Origin of the sequence: Pseudomonas sp. TNT3 (assembly GCF_010095445.2) — a bacterium.
In the GTDB taxonomy this organism is placed as follows: Bacteria; Pseudomonadota; Gammaproteobacteria; order Pseudomonadales; family Pseudomonadaceae; genus Aquipseudomonas.
Window position 1 is genome coordinate 73,959 of record NZ_WFGV02000003.1, and the last position, 23,806, is coordinate 97,764.

At 58.2% G+C, this 23,806-nt stretch carries 19 protein-coding genes and 2 pseudogenes; 13 read left to right on the forward strand and 8 right to left on the reverse strand.

All coding sequences use genetic code 11. From position 1 onward, the window contains the following. Nucleotides 1-272 precede the first annotated feature (272 nt). Nucleotides 273-1,373 (forward strand): glycine-betaine demethylase subunit GbcB, encoded by a 1,101-nt coding sequence (gene gbcB / locus GBC55_RS03220; protein WP_162436195.1) that lies wholly within the window; start codon nucleotides 273-275, stop codon nucleotides 1,371-1,373. A gap of 164 nt (nucleotides 1,374-1,537) precedes the next feature. Here the strand turns inward: gbcB and GBC55_RS03225 are convergent, their stop codons facing one another. Beyond that, entirely contained in the window at nucleotides 1,538-2,362 is an 825-nt protein-coding gene (locus tag GBC55_RS03225) for an NAD(P)-dependent oxidoreductase (RefSeq protein WP_162436196.1), read from the reverse strand. A gap of 253 nt (nucleotides 2,363-2,615) precedes the next feature. Next, the gene (locus tag GBC55_RS03230; protein ID WP_162436197.1) at nucleotides 2,616-3,656 is read right to left on the reverse strand and encodes a low specificity L-threonine aldolase; all 1,041 of its coding nucleotides are present in this window, start codon (nucleotides 3,654-3,656) and stop codon (nucleotides 2,616-2,618) included. A 131-nt stretch (nucleotides 3,657-3,787) separates the two neighbouring features. Here GBC55_RS03230 and GBC55_RS03235 point away from each other — a divergent pair, with 131 nt between their 5' ends. From GBC55_RS03235 to fdhA, 8 genes are all read left to right on the forward strand, one after another. Further along, complete coding sequence (locus tag GBC55_RS03235; RefSeq protein WP_162436198.1) at nucleotides 3,788-4,504, forward strand: TraX family protein; 717 nt, start codon at nucleotides 3,788-3,790, stop codon at nucleotides 4,502-4,504. Nucleotides 4,505-4,817: 313 nt separating this feature from the next. Next, nucleotides 4,818-6,071: a serine hydroxymethyltransferase gene (gene glyA, locus GBC55_RS03240; RefSeq protein ID WP_162436199.1), complete on the forward strand. Its 1,254-nt coding sequence runs from the start codon at nucleotides 4,818-4,820 to the stop codon at nucleotides 6,069-6,071. 23 nt (nucleotides 6,072-6,094) lie between these two features. After that, a complete protein-coding gene (locus GBC55_RS03245) occupies nucleotides 6,095-7,345 on the forward strand; it encodes a sarcosine oxidase subunit beta (protein WP_007947735.1) in 1,251 nt (416 codons plus the stop codon). A 14-nt stretch (nucleotides 7,346-7,359) separates the two neighbouring features. Further along, nucleotides 7,360-7,689 carry a sarcosine oxidase subunit delta gene (locus GBC55_RS03250; RefSeq protein ID WP_162436200.1) on the forward strand — a complete coding sequence of 110 codons (330 nt, stop codon included), beginning with the start codon at nucleotides 7,360-7,362 and terminating at the stop codon, nucleotides 7,687-7,689. Continuing rightward, on the forward strand, nucleotides 7,686-10,703 hold the full coding sequence (locus tag GBC55_RS03255; RefSeq protein WP_162436201.1) for a sarcosine oxidase subunit alpha: 3,018 nt from the start codon (nucleotides 7,686-7,688) through the stop codon (nucleotides 10,701-10,703). The genes GBC55_RS03250 and GBC55_RS03255 overlap by 4 nt, the downstream gene beginning before the upstream one ends. Nucleotides 10,704-10,861: 158 nt before the next feature. After that, on the forward strand, nucleotides 10,862-11,494 hold the full coding sequence (gene soxG / locus GBC55_RS03260) for a sarcosine oxidase subunit gamma family protein (protein ID WP_162436202.1): 633 nt from the start codon (nucleotides 10,862-10,864) through the stop codon (nucleotides 11,492-11,494). A 65-nt stretch (nucleotides 11,495-11,559) separates the two neighbouring features. Then, nucleotides 11,560-12,417: a formyltetrahydrofolate deformylase gene (purU, locus tag GBC55_RS03265; RefSeq protein WP_162436203.1), complete on the forward strand. Its 858-nt coding sequence runs from the start codon at nucleotides 11,560-11,562 to the stop codon at nucleotides 12,415-12,417. Between the two features lie 204 nt (nucleotides 12,418-12,621). Continuing rightward, on the forward strand, nucleotides 12,622-13,821 hold the full coding sequence (gene fdhA / locus GBC55_RS03270; protein WP_007947729.1) for a formaldehyde dehydrogenase, glutathione-independent: 1,200 nt from the start codon (nucleotides 12,622-12,624) through the stop codon (nucleotides 13,819-13,821). A 65-nt stretch (nucleotides 13,822-13,886) separates the two neighbouring features. Here fdhA and GBC55_RS03275 read toward each other — a convergent pair whose 3' ends face one another. Genes GBC55_RS03275 through GBC55_RS03285 form a run of 3 tightly spaced genes read right to left on the reverse strand, consistent with a single transcriptional unit; the run spans nucleotide 13,887 to nucleotide 17,175 of the window. Further along, nucleotides 13,887-14,984: an RHS repeat-associated core domain-containing protein gene (locus tag GBC55_RS03275; protein WP_162436204.1), complete on the reverse strand. Its 1,098-nt coding sequence runs from the start codon at nucleotides 14,982-14,984 to the stop codon at nucleotides 13,887-13,889. Nucleotides 14,985-14,995: 11 nt separating this feature from the next. Then, entirely contained in the window at nucleotides 14,996-16,003 is a 1,008-nt protein-coding gene (locus GBC55_RS03280; protein ID WP_162436205.1) for an RHS repeat-associated core domain-containing protein, read from the reverse strand. Between the two features lie 53 nt (nucleotides 16,004-16,056). After that, the gene (locus GBC55_RS03285; RefSeq protein ID WP_162436206.1) at nucleotides 16,057-17,175 is read right to left on the reverse strand and encodes an RHS repeat-associated core domain-containing protein; all 1,119 of its coding nucleotides are present in this window, start codon (nucleotides 17,173-17,175) and stop codon (nucleotides 16,057-16,059) included. A gap of 294 nt (nucleotides 17,176-17,469) precedes the next feature. Here GBC55_RS03285 and GBC55_RS03290 point away from each other — a divergent pair, with 294 nt between their 5' ends. Then, nucleotides 17,470-18,024: a DUF2780 domain-containing protein gene (locus GBC55_RS03290; protein WP_162436207.1), complete on the forward strand. Its 555-nt coding sequence runs from the start codon at nucleotides 17,470-17,472 to the stop codon at nucleotides 18,022-18,024. Nucleotide 18,025: 1 nt separating this feature from the next. Here the strand turns inward: GBC55_RS03290 and GBC55_RS03295 are convergent, their stop codons facing one another. Then, on the reverse strand, nucleotides 18,026-18,913 hold the full coding sequence (locus GBC55_RS03295) for an acyltransferase (RefSeq protein WP_162436208.1): 888 nt from the start codon (nucleotides 18,911-18,913) through the stop codon (nucleotides 18,026-18,028). 208 nt (nucleotides 18,914-19,121) lie between these two features. Between GBC55_RS03295 and GBC55_RS03300 the strand changes: the two genes are divergently transcribed. Then, nucleotides 19,122-19,628 carry an ATP-dependent zinc protease gene (locus GBC55_RS03300; protein ID WP_162436209.1) on the forward strand — a complete coding sequence of 169 codons (507 nt, stop codon included), beginning with the start codon at nucleotides 19,122-19,124 and terminating at the stop codon, nucleotides 19,626-19,628. Between the two features lie 8 nt (nucleotides 19,629-19,636). On the opposite strand, the pseudogene GBC55_RS03305 reads toward GBC55_RS03300, so the two are convergent. Both GBC55_RS03305 and GBC55_RS29865 read right to left on the reverse strand, forming a co-directional pair. Then, nucleotides 19,637-20,464: pseudogene (locus GBC55_RS03305) on the reverse strand (RHS repeat-associated core domain-containing protein); the annotation flags it as partial. Between the two features lie 612 nt (nucleotides 20,465-21,076). Beyond that, a pseudogene (locus GBC55_RS29865) lies at nucleotides 21,077-21,397 on the reverse strand (RHS repeat-associated core domain-containing protein); the annotation flags it as partial. Nucleotides 21,398-21,572: 175 nt separating this feature from the next. Here GBC55_RS29865 and creB point away from each other — a divergent pair. Together creB and creC are read left to right on the forward strand one after the other, a co-directional pair. Next, a complete protein-coding gene (gene creB, locus GBC55_RS03315) occupies nucleotides 21,573-22,253 on the forward strand; it encodes a two-component system response regulator CreB (RefSeq protein ID WP_162436211.1) in 681 nt (226 codons plus the stop codon). Continuing rightward, nucleotides 22,253-23,671 carry a two-component system sensor histidine kinase CreC gene (creC, locus tag GBC55_RS03320; RefSeq protein WP_162436212.1) on the forward strand — a complete coding sequence of 473 codons (1,419 nt, stop codon included), beginning with the start codon at nucleotides 22,253-22,255 and terminating at the stop codon, nucleotides 23,669-23,671. The genes creB and creC overlap by 1 nt, the downstream gene beginning before the upstream one ends. Nucleotides 23,672-23,806 lie beyond the last annotated feature (135 nt).

Here is a 23,806-nt window from a genome sequence, read left to right on the forward strand (position 1 = left end):
TCATGGCCTTTCTGTGAGGCCGGCGAAAGTGGCTAATCAGGTTTGCTACGCAAGGTGTAAAGAAACTGTAGTGGTGTGAAGCGAGTGTGGGGCCGGCGCTACCCGGAACCTTATCCATGGGCGACATGGCCCAATCTGTTCCCGACGCGCAACCCCCGGTAGTTGGGGGCTGGTCGCGATAAGTATGTGAATGTCGCAGATAGGTAAATGGGTGGTTCGCGCTATACGCAGAATCGCCAACATAAGGCCGAGCATCGGCGGTGGAGAACAGCATGTCCAACAGCTTCCTGAATCCGGTAACGACCCAGACCTGGGCCAATGGTCGACACATCGTCCGTTGCGTCAAAGTCATCCAGGAAACCTGGGACGTGCGCACCTTCTGTTTCATGGCCGACCAGCCGATTCTGTTCTTCTTCAAGCCGGGGCAGTTCGTCACCCTGGAGTTGGAAATCGAAGGCGTGCCGATCATGCGCTCCTACACCATTTCCAGTTCGCCGTCGGTGCCGTACAGCTTTTCGGTAACGATCAAGCGAGTGCCGGGGGGCAAGGTGTCCAACTGGTTGCACGACACCCTGCATGAAGGTCAGGAACTGGCGGTGCACGGACCGGTCGGGCTGTTCAACGCCATGGACTTCACCGCGCCGAAAGTGCTCTACCTCAGCGGCGGCGTCGGCATCACGCCCGTCATGTCCATGGCGCGCTGGTTCTACGATACCAACGGCAACGTCGACATGGTGTTTATCCACAGCGCTCGTTCGCCCAAAGACATCATTTATCACCGCGAGCTGGAACACATGGCTTCGCGAATCGATAACTTCAGCCTGCACCTGATCTGCGAGAAGCATGGTCTGGGCGAGCCGTGGGCCGGTTATCGCGGTTACCTGAACCACAAGATGCTCGAACTGATGGCGCCGGACTTCATGGAGCGCGAAGTGTTCTGCTGCGGGCCGACGCCGTACATGAATGCGGTCAAGCGCATGCTCGAAACGGTTGGTTTCGACATGTCGCGTTATCACGAGGAATCCTTCGGCGCGACGCCACCGGAAGCTCGGGCCGATGCGGTGGAGCAAGCCGAGATAGCGGCGGATGCGCCTGAAGTCGATCTGGCGGATCTGCACCAGGTGGAGTTCATTGCTTCCGGGAAAAGCATTCGTGTGGCGCCCGGGGAAACCGTGCATGCGGCAGCCGCCAAGCTCGGCCTGCTGATTCCGAAAGCCTGCGGGATGGGGATCTGTGGGACATGCAAGGTGTTGAAACTGGGCGGCGAGGTGGAGATGGAGCACAACGGCGGCATCACCGAGGAAGACGAGGCCGAGGGTTATATCCTGTCGTGCTGCAGCGTGCCGAAAGGGGATGTGCGGATCGAGTTCTGACACCCGCCGAATCTCCCCTGTAGGAGCTGTGTAGGAGCTGTGTAGGAGCTGTCGAGTGAAACGAGGCTGCGATCTTTTGACTTTGCCTTTTAAAAGCAAGATCAAAAGATCGCAGCCTCGTTTCACTCGACAGCTCCTACAGTCCTATAGGGAGTTTGGGTGTTTCAGTCTATGAACAGGTCTGTCATCAGCTTGTCGGTGGAGTCCGGTTCAAACCGATAACCTTCAAAATCCTTCACTCCGTTTTCTCTCAGAATCTCTTCATCAATCAGCAGCCGTCCAGTCATGCTGCGATTAACGCTGCTCAAAATCACATGCGCCGCATCCGCCATGATCGCCGGCGTTCGTGCGTGTTTGAAGGACTCGCGCGAACCCAGCTGAAATTCGATGGCAGCAGTGGCAATCATGGTCTGCGGCCACAACGAGTTGACGCTGATGCCGTAGTTCTTGAATTCCTCGCTCATGCCCAGCGTCAGCATGCTCATGCCGTATTTGGTCACGGTGTAGGGGCTGTATTGCGCGAACCATTTCGTCGCCAGGTTCAACGGCGGCGACAGGTTGAGGATGTGGCCATTGGTTTTTTTCAGATAGGGCAGGGCGGCCTGGCTGCACAGGAGAACGGCGCGGGTGTTGATCTGGTGCATCAGGTCGAAGCGTTTGAGCTCGATGTGCTGAACGCCGGTCAGTTTGATCGCGCCGGCATTGTTGATCAGCGCATCGATGCCGCCGAAATGTTCGTTGGCCTGGGCCAAGGCTTCACGCACCGCCACTTCATCGCGCACATCCACCTGCAAGGCCAGCGCCTTGCCTCCCGCCGCTTCGACTTCCTTCGCGACGCTGAAAATCGTGCCCGGCAGCTTCGGATGCGGCTCGGCGCTTTTGGCCGCAATCACAATGTTGGCCCCGTCCCGCGCGGCACGCAGCGCGATTTCACGACCAATCCCACGGCTGGCACCGGTGATGAACAGGGTTTTGCCTTTTAGTGACATGCGTACGCTCCTGGTTATTGTTGTCTGAGCGGAGGGCTCGACAAACAATGTAGACGATGGAGCTGACGCAGGCTGGGAGTGGAGGAGCGCCCTTGTGGCGAGGGGATTTATCCCCGTTGGGCTGCGAAGCGGCCCCAAATACTGGGAATGCGGTCTGTCTGGCAGACCGCATTGGCTGGTTTTACGACGGCTGCGCCGCCGAACGGGGATAAATCCCCTCACCACACGGTATTTGGGTAGCTGCTCGACGGGATCAGCGGGACATGACTTCGCGGATATCCGCCGCCAGTTCACGAACACGCTCTTCCTCGGTATCCCACGAGCACATGAAGCGTGCGCCGCCGTTGCCGATGAAGGTGTAGAAGCGCCAGCCCTTGGCGGTCAGGGCGGCGATGGCCGGTTCCGAGAGTTGCAGGAATACACCGTTGGCCTGCACCGGGAACATCAGTTCCACGCCCGCAATGTCGCTGACCAGTTCAGCCAGCAACTGCGCACAGTGGTTGGCGTGGCGGGCGTATTTGAGCCAGGCGTCGTTTTCCAGAATCCCGACCCAAGGCGCCGACAGGAAGCGCATTTTTGAAGCCAGCTGACCGGCCTGTTTGCAGCGGTAATCGAAGTCTTCTGCCAGTTTATGGTTGAAGAACAGGATCGCTTCACCCACCGCCATGCCGTTTTTCGTGCCGCCGAAGCACAACACGTCGACGCCGGCCTTCCAGGTCAAGTCGGCTGGCGAGCAGCCCAGAAATGCGCAGGCGTTGGAGAACCGCGCGCCGTCCATATGCAGGTTCAGGCCGAGCTCTTTGCAGGTGACGCTGATGGCGCGGATTTCTTCGGGGGTGTAGATGCTGCCGACTTCGGTCGCCTGGGTCAGGGTCACGACGCGCGGTTTCGGGTAGTGGATATCCTGGCGCTTGAGGGCGACTTCGCGGATCGATTCCGGGGTCAGCTTGCCGTTTTCAGTGCGTGCGACGAGCAGCTTGGAGCCGTTGGAGAAGAACTCCGGCGCGCCGCATTCGTCGGTTTCGACGTGGGCGGTTTCCGAGCAGATCACGCTGTGGTAACTCTGGCACAGCGATGACAGGGCCAGGGAGTTGGCGGCGGTGCCGTTGAAGGCGAAGAACACTTCGCAGTCGGTTTCGAACAGTTTGCGGAATTGATCGGAGGCGCGAGCTGTCCACTCATCGTCGCCGTAAGCGCGTTGGTGGCCGTGGTTGGCCTGTTCCATGGCAGCCCAGGCTTCAGGGCAGATACCGGAATAGTTGTCGCTGGCGAATTGTTGGCTCTTGTCGGTCATGGCCGGCTTCCGTGTGCGAGGCTCTTATGGTGAAGGGCTTCGTGGTCAATGATGGTGCGCACTTTACCGAAGATCGTCCGGGGAGCACACGCGATGTATCTGTCAGAAAAATACAATGACGATGGGCAATTATGCACATGACTCAACGGGACGGGGCACTCGATCTGCTCAAGTGGCTGGCGCTGTTGAGCATGGTGCTCGATCACCTGCGATATGTCGGTTACTCCGTTGATCTGCTGTATGTGCCGGGGCGGTTGGCGTTCCCGTGGTTTTGTCTGGCGATGGCGGCGAACCTGGCTCGAGCGCGTGCGATGACGCAGGACGGCCAATGGCGATACCTCGGTTGGCTGCTGCTGTTCAGCGCCATCAGTGAAATACCCTACCGCATGTTCATGCCGGATCCCGACACCTTGAACGTGATGCCAACGTTGGTGTTGGGGTTGTTGGTGGCGCGGGGCTGGCAGCACAACACGCTGCAGACGCGGCTGCTGGCGGTGGGTGCCGTGGTGCTGGCGGCCCTTGTTCCGGATCGACTGATGTTCGGTTTCTTCGGCGTGCTGCTGCCGCTGGCGATGTTGCTGGTGATCAGGCGGCCCTGGTATTTCAGCCTGTTGCCGGGGGTTGTATGCCTCGCTGCCAATCAATGGGAGGTGCTGTATCACTCTGCCCGGTTCGGTAACAGTGCGGCCATCCTTGGCATCGCCGTGTGTCTGGTCGCGCCATTGATCGGACTGTTCTTGTTGCAACATGCCAGGCATCTCCAACCACCGCCAATGCGCCGCTGGGCGTATGCGCTTTATCCCGCGCATTTCCTGGCGCTTCTGGCCTTGCGCCAACTCCTCGCCTGACGCTTCCCCTGTGGCGAGGAGCTTGCTCCCGCTGGGCCGCGCAGCGGCCCCGAACCCGGCCCATGCGATTCTGCAGGCAGATTGAGTTTGTCGGTTTTGCGACTGCTGCGCAGCCGAGCGGGAGCAAGCTCCCTCGCCACAGGGTATTCACAAGTCCAGCCATTTCCCGCCATGTCGTAAACGCACCTTTGCGTGGCGTCCGTAGGCATTTGGCCTGTCTGCGCCGGTCATACCATCGCATTCAAAGGGCACTGCCGAAAGGTACGTGCCTCACCGAGACGAATGGCGCACCACCGCCGCTGGGAGAGACGCGATGTTCAGCAAGCAAGACCAGATCCAGGGTTACGACGATGCACTGCTGGCGGCGATGAATGCCGAAGAGCAACGTCAGGAAGATCACATCGAGCTGATCGCGTCAGAGAACTACACCAGCAAACGCGTCATGGAAGCGCAAGGCAGTGGCCTCACCAACAAATACGCCGAAGGGTATCCGGGCAAGCGGTACTACGGTGGCTGCGAGCACGTGGACAAGGTTGAAGCCCTGGCCATCGAGCGCGCCAAACAACTGTTCGGTGCGGACTATGCCAACGTGCAACCGCACTCCGGCAGCCAGGCCAACGCTGCTGTTTACCTCGCGCTGCTGAATGCAGGCGACACCGTGCTGGGCATGAGCCTGGCCCACGGCGGTCACTTGACCCACGGCGCCAAAGTCAGCTTCTCCGGCAAGCTCTACAACGCTGTGCAGTACGGCATCGACACCACCACGGGCCTGATCGACTACGACGAAGTCGAGCGCCTGGCGGTCGAGCACAAGCCAAAAATGATCATCGCCGGGTTCTCGGCTTATTCGAAGACCCTGGACTTCCCGCGTTTCCGTCAGATCGCTGACAAAGTCGGCGCGTACTTGTTCGTCGACATGGCCCACGTGGCCGGTCTGGTCGCCGCTGGCCTGTACCCGAACCCGCTGCCGTACGCCGATGTGGTCACCACCACCACCCACAAAACCCTGCGCGGTCCACGTGGCGGCTTGATCCTGGCCAAGGCCAACGAAGAGCTGGAAAAGAAATTCAACGCTGCCGTGTTCCCCGGTGGTCAGGGCGGCCCGCTGATGCACGTGATCGCCGGTAAAGCGGTGTGCTTCAAGGAAGCGCTGGAGCCGGGCTTCAAGGCCTACCAGCAACAAGTCATCGACAACGCCCAGGCCATGGCCGGCGTATTTATCAAACGCGGCTACGATGTAGTGTCCGGCGGTACCGATAACCACCTGTTCCTGGTCAGCCTGATCCGTCAGGGCCTCACCGGCAAAGAGGCGGATGCGGCACTCGGTCGTGCCCACATCACCGTGAACAAGAACGCCGTGCCGAACGATCCACAGTCCCCGTTCGTGACCTCCGGCCTGCGCATCGGCACCCCGGCGGTGACCACACGCGGCTTCAAGGTGACGCAGTGTGTCGAGCTGGCCGGCTGGATCTGCGACATCCTCGACAACCTCGGCGACGCCGATGTCGAGGCCAATGTTGCCCAGCAGGTTTCGGCTCTGTGCGCGGACTTCCCGGTTTATCGCTGAGTGCGGTTTTGGAGTAAATGACTATGCAACGGTACTCAGGCTTCGGCCTCTTCAAACACTCCCTCAGCCATCACGAAAACTGGCAGAAGATGTGGCGCACGCCGACCCCGAAAAAGGTCTATGACGTGGTCATCGTCGGCGGTGGCGGCCACGGTCTGGCGACCGCTTACTACCTGGCCAAAGAGCACGGCATCACCAACGTGGCCGTGGTCGAGAAAGGCTGGCTGGGCGGCGGTAACACCGCGCGCAACACCACCATCGTTCGCTCCAACTACCTGTGGGACGAGTCGGCGCACCTGTACGAACACGCGATGAAACTGTGGGAAGGCCTGTCCCAGGACCTGAACTACAACGTGATGTTCTCCCAGCGCGGCGTCTACAACCTGTGCCACACCCTGCAGGACATCCGTGATTCCGAACGTCGGGTCAGCGCCAACCGCCTCAACGGCGTCGACGGTGAACTGCTCGATGCCAAGCAAGTGGCCGACGAGATTCCGTACCTCGACTGCTCGAAGAACACCCGCTACCCGGTGATGGGTGCGACCGTTCAGCGTCGCGGCGGCGTGGCCCGTCACGATGCCGTGGCCTGGGGTTTTGCCCGTGCCGCTGACGCCTTGGGCGTGGACTTGATTCAGCAGACCGAAGTGATCGGTTTCCGCAAGGAAAACGGTGTGTGCATCGGCGTTGAAACCAACAAGGGCTTCATCGGCGCCAAGCGCGTTGGTGTGGTCACTGCCGGTAACTCCGGGCACATGGCCAAGCTCGCCGGTTTCCGCCTGCCGATCGAATCCCACCCGCTGCAAGCGCTGGTGTCCGAGCCGATCAAGCCGATTATCGACAGCGTGATCATGTCCAACGCCGTGCACGGTTACATCAGCCAGTCCGACAAGGGCGACCTGGTGATCGGCGCCGGTATCGACGGCTACAACGGCTACGGCCAGCGCGGTTCGTACCCGGTGATCGAGCACACCATCCAGGCCATCGTCGAGATGTTCCCGGTGCTGTCGCGCGTACGCATGAACCGGCAGTGGGGCGGCATCGTCGACACCACGCCGGATGCCTGCCCGATCATCTCGAAAACCCCGGTCCCGAACATGTTCTTCAACTGCGGTTGGGGCACCGGCGGCTTCAAGGCTACACCTGGCTCGGGCAACGTATTTGCCGCGAGCCTGGCCAAGGGTGAAATGCACCCATTGGCCGCACCTTTCTCCATCGACCGTTTCCACAACGGTGCGTTGATCGATGAACACGGCGCTGCTGCGGTTGCCCACTAACAGGAGAAATCCCCATGTTGCATATCTTCTGTCCTCACTGCGGCGAGCTGCGCTCCGAAGAGGAATTCCACGCATCCGGCCAGGCGCACATCCCGCGTCCACTGGACCCGACGACCTGCACCGACGAGGAGTGGGGCGACTACATGTTCTTCCGCGATAACCCTCGCGGTCTGCACCACGAACTGTGGATTCACGCCGCCGGTTGCCGCCAGTACTTCAACGCGACCCGCGACACCGTGACCTACGAGATTCTCGAGACCTACAAGATCGGCACCAAGCCACAATTCACCGACAAGACCGATAGCCCGAAAGCGGCCACGACGGCTCTGGGAGAGAAGGTATGAGCCAGATCAATCGCCTGTCCAACGGCGGACGGATCGACCGCAACAAAGTGCTGAGCTTCACCTTCAACGGCCAGACCTACAAAGGCTTTGAAGGCGACTCCCTGGCTGCCGCCCTGATCGCCAACGGCGTCGACATCATCGGCCGCAGCTTCAAGTATTCCCGTCCACGGGGGATCTTCGCTGCCGGTGCCGAAGAGCCGAACGCGGTGCTGCAGATCGGTGCCACCGAAGCCACGCAGATCCCGAACGTGCGTGCCACGCAACAAGCGCTGTACCAAGGTTTGGTCGCCACCAGCACCAACGGCTGGCCGAGCGTGAACAACGACATGATGGGGATTCTCGGCAAGGTCGGCGGCAAGCTGATGCCACCGGGTTTCTACTACAAAACCTTCATGTACCCGCAATCGTTCTGGATGACGTACGAGAAGTACATTCGTAAGGCTGCCGGTCTTGGCCGCTCGCCGACCGAGAACGATCCGGACACCTACGACTACATGAACCAGCACTGCGACGTGCTGATCGTCGGCGGTGGCCCTGCTGGTCTCGCCGCAGCATTGGCGGCGGCCCGTAGCGGCGCCCGCGTGATCCTCGCCGATGAACAGGAAGAGTTCGGCGGCAGCCTGCTCGACTCCCGCGAAAGCCTCGACGGCAAACCAGCCGCGGAATGGGTTGCCGGCGTCATCAACGAATTGAAAAACACCCCGGACGTGCTGCTGTTGCCCCGCGCTACGGTCAACGGTTACCACGACCATAACTTCCTGACCATTCACGAGCGCCTGACCGATCACCTTGGTGACCGCGCACCGATTGGCCAGGTGCGTCAGCGTATCCACCGGGTTCGCGCCAAGCGCGTGGTCCTGGCGACCGGCGCTCACGAGCGTCCGCTGGTTTACGGCAACAACGACGTGCCGGGCAACATGCTCGCCGGCGCTGTGTCGACTTACGTGCGTCGTTACGGCGTGGCACCGGGCAAAAAACTCGTGCTGTCGACCAACAACGATCACGCCTACCGCGTGGCGCTGGATTGGCTCGATGCCAGCCTGCAAGTCGTGGCCATCGCCGATGCTCGCAGCAATCCTCGCGGTGCACTGGTTGAGGAAGCACGCGCAAAAGGCATTCGCATCCTGACCGGCAGCGCCGTGATCGAAGCCCGTGGCACCAAGCGCGTGACCGCTGCTCGCGTGGCGGCGATTGATGTCAAAGCTCACGCAGTGACCAGCCCGGGTGAGTGGCTTGATTGCGACCTGGTCGTTAGTTCCGGCGGTTACAGCCCGGTGGTTCACCTGGCTTCGCACCTGGGCGGCAAGCCGACCTGGCGTGAAGATATCCTCGGTTTTGTACCGGGCGAAGCACCGCAGAAACGTGTGTGCGTCGGCGGAATCAACGGCGTTTACGGTCTCGGCGATTCCCTGGCAGATGGGTTCGAAGGTGGCGCACGCGCAGCCAGCGAAGCCGGCTTCGGTGCGGTCGAAGGCTCGTTACCGAAGGCCCTCAGCCGTCTCGAAGAGCCGACCCTGGCGCTGTTCCAGGTGCCTCATGAAAAGAACTCTGCACGAGCGCCGAAGCAATTCGTCGACTTCCAGAACGATGTCACCGCTGGCGGCATCGAACTGGCGACCCGCGAAGGTTTCGAGTCGGTCGAGCACGTCAAACGCTACACCGCGCTGGGCTTCGGTACGGACCAGGGCAAGCTGGGCAACGTCAACGGTCTGGCCATTGCCGCCCGTTCGCTAAACGTGACCATCCCGCAGATGGGCACCACGATGTTCCGTCCCAACTACACACCGGTGACCTTCGGTGCCGTGGCGGGTCGTCACTGCGGGCACATTTTCGAACCTGTGCGCTTCACCGCGCTGCATCACTGGCACGTGAAAAATGGCGCCGAGTTCGAAGACGTCGGTCAGTGGAAACGTCCGTGGTACTTCCCGAAAAACGGTGAAGACCTGCACGCCGCCGTGAAGCGCGAATGCAAAGCCGTGCGCGACAGTGTCGGCCTGCTGGACGCCTCGACGCTGGGCAAAATCGACATCCAGGGCCCGGATGCGCGTGAGTTCCTCAACCGTATCTACACCAACGCCTGGACCAAGCTCGACGTGGGCAAGGCGCGTTACGGCCTGATGTGCAAAGAAGACGGCATGGTGTTCGACGACGGCGTAACCGCTTGCCTCGCCGACAATCATTTCGTGATGACCACCACCACCGGTGGCGCTGCACGCGTGTTGCAGTGGCTGGAGATCTATCAGCAGACCGAATGGCCAGACCTGAAGGTGTACTTCACGTCGGTCACCGATCACTGGGCGACCATGACCTTGTCCGGGCCGAACAGCCGCAAGCTGCTCAGTCACGTCACCGACATCGACTTGAGCAACGAAGCGTTCCCGTTCATGACCTGGAAAGAAGGCCTGGTGGCTGGCGTGCCGGCGCGGGTCTTCCGGATTTCGTTTACCGGTGAGCTGTCGTACGAAGTCAACGTTCAGGCCGACTATGCGATGGGCGTGCTGGAAAAAATTGTCGAGGCGGGCAAGCAGTACAACCTGACGCCGTACGGCACTGAAACCATGCACGTACTGCGGGCCGAGAAGGGCTTCATCATCGTCGGTCAGGACACTGACGGCTCGATGACCCCGGACGACCTGAACATGGGCTGGTGTGTAGGTCGCACCAAACCGTTCTCGTGGATCGGCTGGCGCGGCATGAACCGTGAAGACTGTGTGCGGGATCAGCGTAAGCAGTTGGTGGGCCTCAAGCCGATCGATCCGAACAAATGGCTGCCGGAAGGCGCGCAACTGGTGTTCAACACCAAACAGGCGATTCCGATGAGCATGGTCGGCCACGTGACGTCCAGCTATGCGCACAACTCCCTGGGCTATTCGTTTGCCATGGGTGTGGTGAAAGGCGGGCTGAGCCGGATGGGTGAGCGAGTGTTCGCACCGCTGGCTGACGGCAGCGTGATCGAGGCGGAAATCGTTTCTTCGGTGTTCTTCGATCCGAAGGGTGAGCGCCAGAACGTTTGATTGTTCGGATCCTGTGGAGTGCAGTTGCGCCGTGGTGACTTCATCGCGAGCAGGCTCACTCCTACAGGTGATCGCATACCCCATGTAGGAGTGAGCCTGCTCGCGATAGCGGTATATCTGCTTGCAGGGTTCAAGTCAGAATTCAGGAAAGGTGCTTTATGACCGCAGCCAATGTTTACCAACAACGTCCAACCACCGGGGCCAAGGCCGAGTCGTCGCTGCACCATGCCGACCTCGCCAGCCTGGTGGGCAAGGGGCGCAAAAACGCCGGCGTGATCGTGCGTGAGAAAAAACTCCTCGGCCATTTGACTATCCGTGGCGATGGCCACGATGCGGCGTTCAGCGCCGGCGTGCACAAGGCCCTCGGCATCGAACTGCCAGGCGCCCTCAGCGTGATCGTCAAAGGCGAAACCAGCCTGCAATGGATGGGGCCGGATGAATGGCTGCTGATCGTGCCAACCGGTGAAGAATTTGCCGCCGAGCAAAAACTCCGTGAAGCGCTGGGCGATTTGCACATTCAGATCGTCAACGTCAGTGGCGGCCAGCAGCTCCTCGAACTGAGCGGCCCGAACGTGCGTCAGGTGCTGATGAAATCCACCAGTTATGACGTGCACCCGAACAGCTTCCCGGTGGGTAAAGCGGTGGGAACGGTGTTCGCCAAGTCGCAACTGGTGATCCGCCACACCGCTGAAGACACTTGGGAACTGCTGATTCGCCGCAGTTTCTCGGATTACTGGTGGTTGTGGTTGCAAGATGCTGCCGCTGAGTATGGGCTGAGTGTTCAGGCTTAAAGAGAACCCTGTAGCAGCTGCCGAAGGCTGCGTTGCTGCTACTTTCGAACAGGAGTCACCGCACTATGAGCCGCGCACCAGACACATGGATTCTGACCGCCGACTGCCCAAGCGTCCTCGGCACTGTGGATGCGGTGACCCGCTTTCTGTTCGAGCAGGGCTGCTACGTCACCGAGCACCATTCCTTCGATGACCGCCTTTCCGGGCGGTTTTTCATCCGCGTCGAATTTCGCCAGCCCGACGGCTTCGACGAGCAGTCGTTTCGCGCCGGCTTGCAAGAACGCGGTGCAGCCTTCGGCATGATCTTCGAACTGACCGCGCCGAACTATCGGCCAAAAGTGGTGATCATGGTGTCCAAGGCCGATCACTGCCTCAACGATTTGCTTTACCGCCAGCGCATCGGCCAGTTGTCGATGGACGTGGCCGCCGTGGTCTCCAACCACCCGGACCTCAAACCGTTGGCCGACTGGCATCAGATTCCGTACTACAACTTCCCGCTGGACCCGAACGACAAGCCGTCCCAGGAGCGTCAGGTGTGGCAGGTCATCGAAGAGTCCGGCGCTGAACTGGTGATTCTCGCCCGCTACATGCAGGTCCTGTCGCCAGAGTTGTGCCGCAAACTCGACGGCAAGGCGATCAATATCCATCACTCTCTGCTGCCGGGTTTCAAGGGCGCCAAGCCTTATCACCAGGCCTACAACAAGGGCGTGAAACTGGTGGGCGCGACGGCGCATTACATCAACAACGACCTGGATGAAGGCCCGATCATCGCCCAGGGCGTGGAGGCGGTAGACCATAGCCATTACCCGGAAGATTTGATCGCCAAGGGGCGGGATATCGAGGGGCTGACGTTGGCGCGGGCTGTTGGGTATCACATTGAGCGAAGGGTGTTTTTGAACGCCAATCGCACGGTCGTTCTTTAGATAGCTATCGCTGGCAAGCCAGCTCCCACAGGTTTTGTGTCGTTTACAAATCCTGTGCTCACCCCATCCACTGTGGGAGCTGGCTTGCCAGCGATGGCGGCATAACAGACAACACAAGGCTTACAGGCAACACCCAGAGCAAACAACGCGCCGCCCATTGATGGCGACGCGACCGCTACATAAAAACAACAGCGAGGTGAAAGCATGTCTGGCAATCGTGGTGTGGTGTATCTCGGCAATGGCAAAGTCGAAATACAGAAAATCGACTATCCAAAAATGCAGGACCCGCGCGGCAGGAAGATTAATCACGCCGTCATCCTGCGCGTGGTGTCCACCAACATCTGTGGTTCCGATCAGCACATGGTGCGCGGTCGCACCACCGCCCAGACCGGCCTGGTCCTGGGCCACGAAATCACCGGTGAAGTGATCGAGAAGGGCAGCGACGTCGAGAATCTGCAAATCGGTGACCTGGTCTCGGTGCCGTTCAACGTCGCGTGCGGGCGCTGCCGTTCCTGCAAAGAGATGCACACTGGTGTTTGCCTGAGCGTTAACCCGGCGCGTCCTGGTGGCGCTTATGGCTATGTGGACATGGGCGACTGGACTGGCGGCCAGGCTGAATACGCGATGGTGCCGTACGCTGACTTCAACCTGCTGAAACTGCCGGACCGCGATCGCGCGATGGAAAAAATCCGCGACCTGACCTGCCTCTCCGACATCCTGCCCACCGGTTATCACGGTGCAGTGACTGCCGGCGTTGGTCCAGGCAGCACCGTGTACATCGCAGGTGCCGGCCCGGTCGGTCTGGCGGCTGCCGCCTCTGCTCGCCTATTGGGCGCTGCCGTGGTGATCATCGGTGACGTCAACACCGTCCGCCTGGCGCACGCCAAGGCTCAGGGTTTCGAAATCGCCGACCTGTCCCTGGACACCCCGCTGCACGAACAGATCGCCGCACTGCTGGGTGAGCCGGAAGTGGATTGCGCCGTCGACGCCGTGGGCTTCGAAGCGCGTGGTCATGGCCATGACGGCGTGAAGCACGAAGCGCCTGCGACTGTGCTCAACTCGTTGATGGGCGTGGTTCGTGTCGCTGGCAAAATCGGTATCCCCGGGCTGTACGTGACAGAGGATCCAGGTGCCGTGGACGCTGCCGCGAAAATGGGCAGCCTGAGCATCCGCTTCGGTTTGGGCTGGGCCAAATCCCACAGCTTCCACACTGGGCAGACGCCAGTGATGAAATACAACCGCCAGCTAATGCAGGCGATCATGTGGGACCGTATTCATATTGCGGACATCGTGGGTGTGGAAGTGATCAGCCTGGATGATGCGCCGCGTGGGTATGGCGAGTTTGATGCGGGCGTGCCGAAGAAGTTTGTGATTGATCCGCATAAGTTGTTTAGTGCGGCGTAAGTGATTTTGGAGTGAAGTAAGGGCGACATGAAGTCGCTCTTTCTTAGTTGGCGAGACTGTTGCACTTACAGCTTCTGTCGGATTCTCGAGTTGCTTAACTTAACGAAGGTGTCAGCGGCAGTCATGCGTCTGATACCGAGGATGCTAGAGCTACTAGAGCTAATAAAGCTACTCGAACTTCCAGAGCTTCCATAATTACTAGCGCCGCGCCTCTCACTTCCAATGCTGAAGTCACTATCTTGGAAGTCTTCAAACGCTGATTGCGGGCGTCTATTCCAATGATTTCCCGTCCTTTCTCCGGTTCTTTCATATCGGAAAGCTGGATCATTTTGAGGGCGTGTAAAGTGATTTGTACTAAACGGGCCAGCTTCGTTGTGAAGAGAGCCTTCAATTACAGATTTGTTATTTTTTGGAATGTTCCATGATTCTGGAAGAGTGGGGCGGCTCTTAGGGTGGAACGGCAGGCCGCGCTTATGGAATGCCATGTACTCATCTAAATGCGTGAGAATGTCTTCGTTTGTCATGTTGGATGTTTTCACTGGAGGTTTCGGAGGTTCCGGAGATGGCTTCCTCCAAGCTGCCAATCGTTTCTGAATGGCCTTGAACGGGTTGTATCCTTTTGGAAAGAATGAAAAGTGCCCAGTCGGATCTGCCTGATTCACTGGATCTCCCACGCAATACGCATACGCATTCAACCCGCCCTTCCCGAAAGGACTCCAACTGTCCGGGCTGTTAAACCGCATCAACACCGGGTTAAACGCTCGATAGCCATTCCCCAACAAATAACACCCGGTCACTGGATCAGGCCGTTCGCCGTTGAAGCCGAGCAGGCTGAGCAAGCCGCTGGCCAATGGGCGGTGACCGTAAGGTGTGTGGGTGATTGGCTGAGGAGTGGATGCAGTGAGCACGTTCAATACCGAACGCTGTTGATCGGTGGCGAGCAGGCTGGTTTCCACAGTGTCCGACTGGCGCTGCTGTTGCGCCAGTAACTGGTCTGCATGCAGCATGATCGAATGCTGAACGGCGCCGCTGATTTCCGTGACCAGACGATCTTTTTGATAAAAGCGCCGGGCGCTTTCCTGTCCTAATAGTGTGCAATCGCACAGCCGGTTCAGAGGGTCATATCGGTATAGGCAAAACGGGCTGTTATTGACGTTCTGCATAAAATCGACTCCTACCAAATATCCCCAAACGATGCTCTTATTTCTTCTGATACACGCTCAAGATCCTCGGCACGCCTGAGTTCTTGTACCCTTTCAATCTCGGGTAAGTACGGGCGGCGATTTCGTTCGGCGATGGTCTTTATAACTTCGGTGCGAGTATAACCTGAGTCGACTGCATATTTTGGTGGTATACCTTTCACAGAGCCAAGCCCGACGGCATCTAATTTGAGTAGCCGTTCTAATGGTTCGCTGGCTGTTTCCATGTAGTTTATAAATTTCTTATGCCTGACCTCGCTGTTAACCACAGCATTCATCCGCTTGGACGTTGACGCGAATGAAGCCAGATCTTTTCCTGGCAAGTGATTGGAGATTTTATCGATCAGTTCGTTAGGCAAGCTATCTAACATTCGTGGTGAGGGACGAGGTGATGTTATGGGGGGCAGTTTTTTCGCAGCATTCATTGCATCTGGAAAGTGTTTTGCCATCAAATGAAGCCAGCTGACGTGACCTGTCTGATCAATCCTATTGACCGGATCCCCCATGCAATACGCATAAGCATTCACCCCGCCACTCCCAAAGGGACTGGCATTGTCCGGACTGTTAAACCGCATCAACACCGGGTTAAACGCCCGATAGCCATTCCCTAGCAAATAACACCCGGTCACCGGATCCGACCGTTCGCCGTTGAAGCCGAGCAAGCTAAGCAAGCCGCTCGATAATGGGCGGTGGCCGTAGGGTGTGTAGGTTACTGGCCGAGGAGTGGTCGCATTGAGTGCGCTCAATACAGATCGCTGTTGATCGGTGGCGAGCAGGCTGGTTTCTACGGCATCAGTCCGGCGCTGCTGTTGCGCCAGTAACTGGTCTCCGTGCTGCATGATCGAATGCTGTACGGCACCGCTGAATTCCGTGGCCAGGCGATCTTTTTGATAGAAGCGTCGGGCGCTTTGCTGTCCAGATAGCGAGCACGCGACCAGCTGATCCAGAGGGTCGTATTGGTAGTTGTAAAGGTATGATGACATTGCGTGTATACCTATGGGTTGGTGGACTCAGGAAAGCGGAAGAGCGGGAATAATTATGGTGTGAATTTGATAGGCTTGAAGTTGTGTGGTGTATTGCGATCTATGGGTGCCTTCCGGATGTAATGGGCTTGATGGTGGAAAGTGTTAACAAATTCATAGGGCTCTAGTGGAAACTGGTTTTTTACAGCACTAAACAATTTTTCCATTATCTCCGGTAAGGGCGCACTAGGGACTTCCCCGATATAGCCTTTGGTGGGCGTTTTGCTTAGTTTTGAAAATGCTGCGGCAAATGAGCTGTTTCCTCCGTTGCCTGAGAAGCAGGCAATGATCCGAATATTCGCAAAGTCCTCGAAGTTTGTTTTTCCTTTGACAGAGTTCCACAGCCGTTCGGCACTCCAAAGCTCGCCGTTAACCCCTATTCTGGATGTTTGGTCAATGGCCGTTTCCTCTCCGTGTGCCTCAAAATTCAGGCGTCGTTTGCCTTTGTAAATATCCTCGAAGGAATACGCGCCTTCCCCAACTCGCTGGATATTCAACATGTTGCCGCTGCTTGGTTTCTTTAGAAGTGCTCGGGAGGATTGAACTTCCAAGGGTTCGTTCATGCGGCTTATCATTTTCAGATTCGCTTTGACTAACCTCCAACTTTTTCCTGTTGAATCGTATCGATTGACCGGCTCACCTGAGCAATACGCATATGCATTCATCCCGCCCTTCCCAAACGGACTCCAACTGTCCGGGCTATTGAATCTCATCAACACCGGGTTAAACGCCCGATACCCATTCCCCAGCAAATAATGCCCGGTCACCGGATCCGGCCATTCGCCGTTGAAGCCGAGCAGGCTGAGTAGGCCGCTGGCCAATGGGCGGTGGCCGTAAGGTGTGTAGGTTATAGGCCGAGGAGTGGTCGCATTGAGTGCGCTCAATACAGATCGCTGTTGGTCGGTGGCGAGCAGACGGGTTTCCATGGCGTCAGTCTGGCGCTGCTGTTGCGCCAGCAGGTGATCGTCGTGCTGCATGATCGAGTGTTGGACGGTGCTATTGATCTCTGTGGCCAAGCGATCCTTCTGATAAAAGCGCCGGGCGCTTTCCTGTTCAGACAGTTTGCAGTCGACCAGCCGATCGAGAGCGTCGTAGTGATAGCTGCAAAGCGGCGTTTTACTGTGGGTCTGCATGGGCGTTGGCTCCCTGGAGTGGGCATCGATCAGGGATAAACAGTGACTTAATCCACTGGTATTGGGTACTAGCAGAACTGTTAGGGTCGACGCGCTTTCAGGTCTCCCGGGGCCTTCGTCACAGCATCAAAACTTGCCATTCATCGCATAGCATCCGGGGTTTCACACTTCCTATACGTACGCTGCGTGAAAATGGATACATGGCCGAGGAACATGCCCGCTGATGCCCGGTCCAATCGGAAGGTTTTTCCGTTCCTGAGTGGGCGGTTTTTCATGACGCAAGAGGATGTCTGGATGAAGATTTCACGCGGTTTTGCACTGGCTTCGCTGATGAGTCTGGCGGCCAGCCCGGTCTTTGCTCAGTTCAGCCTGAACGATGCGGCCAATGCCATTTCAGGCATGAAGGGTGATAACGCAGCGACAGCGGCAGCACCGACTCCGGAAACGGCGGACCTGCTGGGCGCGCTTAGCCAGTTGAACGTGACGCCGCAACAGGCCGTGGGCGGTACCAGCGCGATGCTGGGGTTGGCGAAAAATCAATTGAGCTCGACTGACTATTCCGAGTTGGCCAAAAGCGTGCCGGGAATCGACAAGTTGTCCGGTGGCGGGCAATTGGGTGCGCTCGCCGGTTTACTTGGCTCATCGGGCAAATCGGCGGGGCTGGAAAACGCCCTCGGCAATGTGAAGGACACCAATGACCTGAACAGTGCATTCAGCGCGTTGGGCATGGACAGCGGCATGATCGGCCAGTTTGCCCCGGTGATCCTGCAGTACCTCGGTCAGCAGGGCGTTGGCGGTTCGCTGCTGCAAAGCCTGGGCGGAATCTGGGGCGCCGGTACCGGTAGTTGAATCAACGGCGTTCGGCGCGCAACGCGTCGATGCGCTGATCTTTTTCGATCCAGAGCTGGTTGACCCAGTTCTGGATTTGTACGCGAAACACCGGATCGTTTTCGTAATCGCCTTGCCACAGGGTAGGGTCGAGTTCGCGGGTCTTGATGTCGATGATGACCCTTGGCACGTTGCCGCTGATCAAATCCCAGAACCCCGGAATCTTTTCCTGCGGATACACGACGGTCACATCGAGGATGGCGTCCAGCTGTTCACCCATGGCTGCCAGCACAAATGCCACGCCACCCGCCTTGGGTTTGAGCAGGTGCGTGAACGGCGATTGCTGCTGACGGCTTTTCGCCGGCGTAAATCGTGTGCCTTCCAGGTAGTTGACCACCGTAACCGGCTGGCGCTTGAACAGCTCGCACGCGGCTTTGGTGATCTTCAGATCCTTGCCCGCAAGCTCGGGATGTTTGGCCAGAAAGGCCTTGGTGTAGCGTTTCATGAACGGGTAATCGAGAGCCCACCACGCCAGCCCCAGAAACGGTACCCAGATCAGTTCTTTCTTGAGGAAGAATTTGAAGAACGGCGTGCGCCGGTTCAACGTCTGGATCAAGGCCGGAATGTCGACCCAGGATTGGTGGTTGCTGACCACCAGGTAGGAGGTGTCGCCCCGCAGATCGTCGCCACCGCGAATGTCCCATTGGGTGGGGATGCACAGGCGGAAGATCAGCTTGTCGATTTCGGCCCAGGTCTCTGCGATCCACATCACCGCCCAGGAGGCGACATCGCGAAAGCGGCCAGGCAGGACAAGTTTTAACAAGGCGAACACCATCAGCGGTCCGATCAGGACGAGGGTGTTGAGCAACAGCAGCAGGGTGACGAAACAGCCGGTGAGCAGGCGGCGCATAAGTAACTCTTGGAATCATTTGGGCGCGCCATGATAAGCAGCTTCGGGCGACAGGCCAAATCGGTGACGACGAATGTTTCACTTTTGGCTGGGTATGCTTTGCTCAAGTGTTGTGTTGAATGTGCCAGCTATGCGGCCTCACGGGCGAACGAATAACTCACAGACTGTCTAAAATCCCGCTGCCCACCTTTCCAAGGAAGCCCATTACGTGAAATCCCTTCTTGCACTGCTTTCCCTCGTGGCCCTGCCGGTTCTGGCCGCCGAGCCGACGCTGTACGGTCGATACGAATACATTGCGCTGCCGGAAATCGGTGGCGAAGTGCTCAAGGCCAAGATGGACACCGGCGCCCTGACGGCATCGCTGTCAGCCAAAGACATCGAAATGTTTACCCGTGATGGCGATGAGTGGGTGCGTTTCCGTCTTGCCACCAAGGACGCCAGTAACAAGGTTTACGAACACAAGATCGCGCGGATCAGCAAGATCAAAACCCGCTCGGAAGAGGACGCGGATGACGATGAAGCGACCGCGCCGACCAAGCGGCCGGTGGTTGATCTGGAGCTGTGCCTGGGTAACGTCAAGCGTACGGTCGAAGTCAATCTGACGGATCGCAGCAGCTTCAACTATCCGTTGCTGATCGGGGCGAAGGCGCTGCGTGAGTTTGGCGCGGCGGTGAATCCGGCTCGACGGTTTACGGCGGATAAGCCGGATTGTTGATCGGGTGATTATTTTCGTCCTCCGGTTCTGATGGTTCTTTGGACTTGCGCATTGGGGGGCGTTTTCAATTCGGAATTCATTGCCCTATAAAGTTTCGCGTGAGTACCGGTTAGATCTGTGGTGAATTGGGAAATAACAAAGTCACTGACCGGATCGTTTCGTTTCGATGCATAGAAAGCCTCCATGTCATCGAGTGAGTCCGGGATCTGTCCCAGTGATTTTGTCCTGCGATTCATCAGGTTGCTTCTCGGTTGATGGGAAGCGCCTTGCGTTGCGGATGGCGCTGGCATATTTCTTTTGTTTGCTAGGCCAAACTTCTTAAGTGCGGCGGCTTGAGCATCGATTTCTCGTTGTGTGAATGCGTTGATGTCGATATCAGCGCTCTTGGTTGGAGTTGAGGGAGGCGGTCCGCTTTTCGCGGAGCTAATATGGCTCATAACGACTTTTTTCGACGTCGGCGAGATCTTAGGTCTCATTGCTTTCCATCCAAGACCGTACTTCGCGAGAGCTGTACCAATTCCCAAGATATGCCCGGTAGGATCAGTTCGATTGCGAGGATCCCCCCCGCAATACGCATACGCATTCAACCCACCCGCTCCAAACGGACTCCAACTATCCGGGCTGTTAAACCGCATCAACACCGGGTTGAACTGCCGATATCCATTCCCCAGATGATAATGCCCGGTCAGCGCGTCCGGCGGTTCGCCGTTGAACCCGATCAGGGTGAGCAAGCCATTCTCCGGTGAACGATGACCATAGGGCGTGTAGGCGGTGGATCGGGGTTCGTTCCCGTCCAGGGTGTTCAACACCGACTGCTGTTGATCGGTCGCCAGTAAAAGTGTTTTGCAAGTATGTAGAGGCATTGCTGATCTCCTTGAAAAGATCCCGATACTGGGTATCCCGGTATAAGTCCTGTGTCAGCGCCTGCCTCCTGGCAAAACGGTGAAGTTGACGCTCATTGCTATTCACGACTAGACACTGCCTGATGCCGGTCATCGGTTACGACAAATGGGTGATCATCACGTGTTTCGAACCTGCCTGTTCTGAATGACAGGCTCGGGAAGTTTCGAGGCCTGTATTTTTAGACGTGCAAAATCACTATCACCCCCTATCACATCCCTGTTTCGGGAGCGTGGTGGTCTCACTGCCGCCACCTGACCGGGCGCAGGCGGCGGGACGACATTATTGGCAAGTGCAATGGGTTGCTCTTCGCTGACTGCTAGTTCAAGGGCTTTGCGAAACTGGACATCTATAGTGCTCGGGAGGGTGCGTGGATTCTTTATCTGCGTCGTTGGTGTGATAGATCCGGTCCCGGGAAGGCCGGTACTACCGGCGATAGTTTTGGCGGTGTCTCCCATTGAAGGTGCAACAACCTCCGGAATCTTCAAAAGGTTTTTTCCGGGAGACGCAACCTCGGTGGCAGAGGCCGTTAGTTTTATTAAGGGTTTAAACATATGCCCGGTTCGGTCATTTCGGTTGACTGGCTCCCCCCCGCAATACGCATACGCATTCAACCCACCTTCCCCAAACGGACTCCAACTGTCCGGACTGTTAAACCGCATCAACACCGGGTTGAACTGCCGATAACCATTCCCCAAATGATAATGCCCGCTTAGCGCGTCCGGCGGTTCGCCGTTGAACCCCAGCAGGCTGAGCAAGCCATTCTCCGGTGAACGATGCCCATAGGGCGTATAGGCGATGGAACGAGGCCCGTTCCCGTCCAGAGTGTTCAACACCGACTGCTGTTGATCGGTCGCCAGCAGCATTGTTTTTCGAGTGCGCGCGGACATCGCTGATCTCCATAAAAGATCCCAATAGCGGGTGTCTCAGCATCAACCCTTTACCGACCCCTGCCTACTATCAGAACTGTTAGGTTCACTGCCGATTGACGCCCAACCCACCTTGGTTCACCGTTCGACCATTCCTTAGCCGCGCCCGGATGCCATGCCTCATATCCTGATTGTCGAAGACGAAGCGGCGATTGCCGACACCCTGATTTTTGCCTTGCAGGGTGAGGGCTTTACCACCTCTTGGGTGAGCCTCGGTGCGGCGGCGCTTGAGCATCAGCGCCTGACGCCGGCCGATCTGATCATTCTCGACATCGGGCTGCCCGACATCAGCGGCTTTGAAACCTGCAAGCAACTGCGGCGCTTCAGCGAAGTGCCGGTGATGTTCCTCAGCGCCCGGGATGGGGAGATCGATCGGGTGGTAGGCCTTGAGATCGGTGCTGACGATTACGTCGTCAAACCATTCAGCCCTCGTGAAGTGGCAGCGCGGGTCCGGGCGATTCTCAAGCGCATGGCGCCGCGAGCGGTGCCCGAGGCGACATCGGCCTTGTTTCGCGTCGACAGCGAGCGCGTGCAGATCAGCTATCGCGAGCAGCCGCTTAGCCTGACTCGCCACGAATTTCGTCTGCTGCACTGTCTGCTGGATCAACCCGAGCGCGTATTCAGTCGTGAGCAGTTGCTGGATGCGCTGGGTGTCGCGGCCGATGCCGGTTACGAGCGCAGCATCGACAGCCATATCAAGAGCGTGCGCGCCAAATTGCGCCTGGTTAAGGCTGATGCCGAGCCGATCCAGACACATCGTGGCCTCGGTTACAGCTACAGTCCGGGGCGCAGCTGATGCGGCTGGGGATACGGATTTTCCTGGTCTTTGTACTGTTTATCGGGCTGACCGGTTACTTCGTACTCAGCACCGTCATGGAAGAGATCCGCCCCGGTGTGCGCCAATCCACCGAAGAAACCCTGGTCGATACGGCCAACCTCATGGCCGAAATTCTGCGTGATGACTTCAAGGCCGGCACCCTCAATCAGAACCGCTGGCCGCAACTGCTCAAGGCTTATGGCGAGCGGCAACCGAAGGCGAGTATTTGGGGATTGCCGAAAAATCAGGTTAACCACCGGATCTATGTCACCGACGCCAACGGCATTGTGGTGCTGGACTCCAGCGGGCTGGCGGTGGGCCAGGATTACTCACGCTGGAACGACGTCTACCTGACCCTGCGCGGCGAGTACGGCGCGCGCTCTACTCGCAGCGATCCGCAGGATGCCAGCTCGTCGGTGATGCACGTGGGCGCGCCGATCCGCGACAACGGCCAGATCATCGGCGTGGTCACCGTGGCCAAGCCCAACAGCTCGCTGCAACCGTATGTTGATCGCACCGAACGACGGCTGCTGATCTACGGCGCCGGATTGATCGGCCTCGGCCTGTTGTTCGGCGCGCTGTTGTCGTGGTGGCTGAGCGCGGCGCTACGTCGTTTGACGGTGTACGCGCAGGCCGTCAGTGAAGGCCGGCGAGTCGAGGTGCCGCACTATCGCGGTGGCGAGCTGGAGCAACTGGCGACAGCGGTGGAACAGATGCGCACGCAGCTCGAAGGCAAGGCTTACGTGGAGCGGTATGTCCATACGCTGACCCATGAACTGAAGAGCCCGCTGGCGGCGATTCGGGGCGCGGCGGAGCTGCTGCAAGGCGAGATGCCGTTAGCGCAGCGGCAGCGGTTCGTCGGCAACATCGACAGCGAAAGCGTACGGATGCAGCAGTTGATCGAGCGCTTGTTGAACCTGGCGCAGGTGGAACAACGGCAGGGGCTGGAAGAGCGGGTAGCGGTGCCGTTGGCGGGTTTGGTGGATGAGCTGTTGAATGCGCAGGCGGCGCGGATCGAGGGCAAGCAGTTGCGCGTCGAACAGCGAATTGCCCCGGAACTTGAACTGCACGGTGAGCCTTTTTTGTTGCGTCAGGCGCTGGGGAATTTGCTGGAGAACGCGCTGGATTTCACACCGGTTCAGGGCGTGCTGCGATTCAGTGCCGAGCGCATTGGGGGGCAGATCAAGATCAGGTTGTTCAACCAGGCCGAACCCATTCCCGACTATGCATTGCCGCGTTTGAACGAGCGCTTCTACTCGCTGCCGCGTCCGGACAGTGGACGTAAGAGCACGGGGTTAGGGCTTAATTTTGTAGAAGAAGTGGTGAAGCTACATGGCGGCGTCATGGTTATTGGCAATGTTGAGGGCGGCGTGCAGGTGATTTTACGGCTGCCTTAAAGCAAAAAGATCGCAGCCTGCGGCAGCTCCTACAGGGGATGGTGGTGGGTTTGGGGATCTGGCTTTGACACAAATCCTGTAGGAGCTGTCGAGAGAAACGAGGCTGCGATCTTTTCGAATTCCACACACTCTCCA

Bases quoted from the DNA above. Each gene is read 5' to 3' on its own strand.
- GBC55_RS03285 (WP_162436206.1), bottom strand. From the start codon at position 17,175: ATGCAGACCCACAGTAAAACGCCGCTTTGCAGCTATCACTACGACGCT.
- GBC55_RS03280 (WP_162436205.1), bottom strand. From the start codon at position 16,003: ATGTCATCATACCTTTACAACTACCAATACGACCCTCTGGATCAGCTG.
- GBC55_RS03255 (WP_162436201.1), top strand. From the start codon at position 7,686: ATGAGCCAGATCAATCGCCTGTCCAACGGCGGACGGATCGACCGCAAC.
- soxG (WP_162436202.1), top strand. From the start codon at position 10,862: ATGACCGCAGCCAATGTTTACCAACAACGTCCAACCACCGGGGCCAAG.
- fdhA (WP_007947729.1), top strand. From the start codon at position 12,622: ATGTCTGGCAATCGTGGTGTGGTGTATCTCGGCAATGGCAAAGTCGAA.
- GBC55_RS03225 (WP_162436196.1), bottom strand. From the start codon at position 2,362: ATGTCACTAAAAGGCAAAACCCTGTTCATCACCGGTGCCAGCCGTGGG.
- glyA (WP_162436199.1), top strand. From the start codon at position 4,818: ATGTTCAGCAAGCAAGACCAGATCCAGGGTTACGACGATGCACTGCTG.
- GBC55_RS03245 (WP_007947735.1), top strand. From the start codon at position 6,095: ATGCAACGGTACTCAGGCTTCGGCCTCTTCAAACACTCCCTCAGCCAT.
- creC (WP_162436212.1), top strand. From the start codon at position 22,253: ATGCGGCTGGGGATACGGATTTTCCTGGTCTTTGTACTGTTTATCGGG.
- creB (WP_162436211.1), top strand. From the start codon at position 21,573: ATGCCTCATATCCTGATTGTCGAAGACGAAGCGGCGATTGCCGACACC.
- GBC55_RS03235 (WP_162436198.1), top strand. From the start codon at position 3,788: ATGCACATGACTCAACGGGACGGGGCACTCGATCTGCTCAAGTGGCTG.
- purU (WP_162436203.1), top strand. From the start codon at position 11,560: ATGAGCCGCGCACCAGACACATGGATTCTGACCGCCGACTGCCCAAGC.
- GBC55_RS03290 (WP_162436207.1), top strand. From the start codon at position 17,470: ATGAAGATTTCACGCGGTTTTGCACTGGCTTCGCTGATGAGTCTGGCG.
- GBC55_RS03250 (WP_162436200.1), top strand. From the start codon at position 7,360: ATGTTGCATATCTTCTGTCCTCACTGCGGCGAGCTGCGCTCCGAAGAG.
- gbcB (WP_162436195.1), top strand. From the start codon at position 273: ATGTCCAACAGCTTCCTGAATCCGGTAACGACCCAGACCTGGGCCAAT.
- GBC55_RS03295 (WP_162436208.1), bottom strand. From the start codon at position 18,913: ATGCGCCGCCTGCTCACCGGCTGTTTCGTCACCCTGCTGCTGTTGCTC.
- GBC55_RS03275 (WP_162436204.1), bottom strand. From the start codon at position 14,984: ATGCAGAACGTCAATAACAGCCCGTTTTGCCTATACCGATATGACCCT.
- GBC55_RS03230 (WP_162436197.1), bottom strand. From the start codon at position 3,656: ATGACCGACAAGAGCCAACAATTCGCCAGCGACAACTATTCCGGTATC.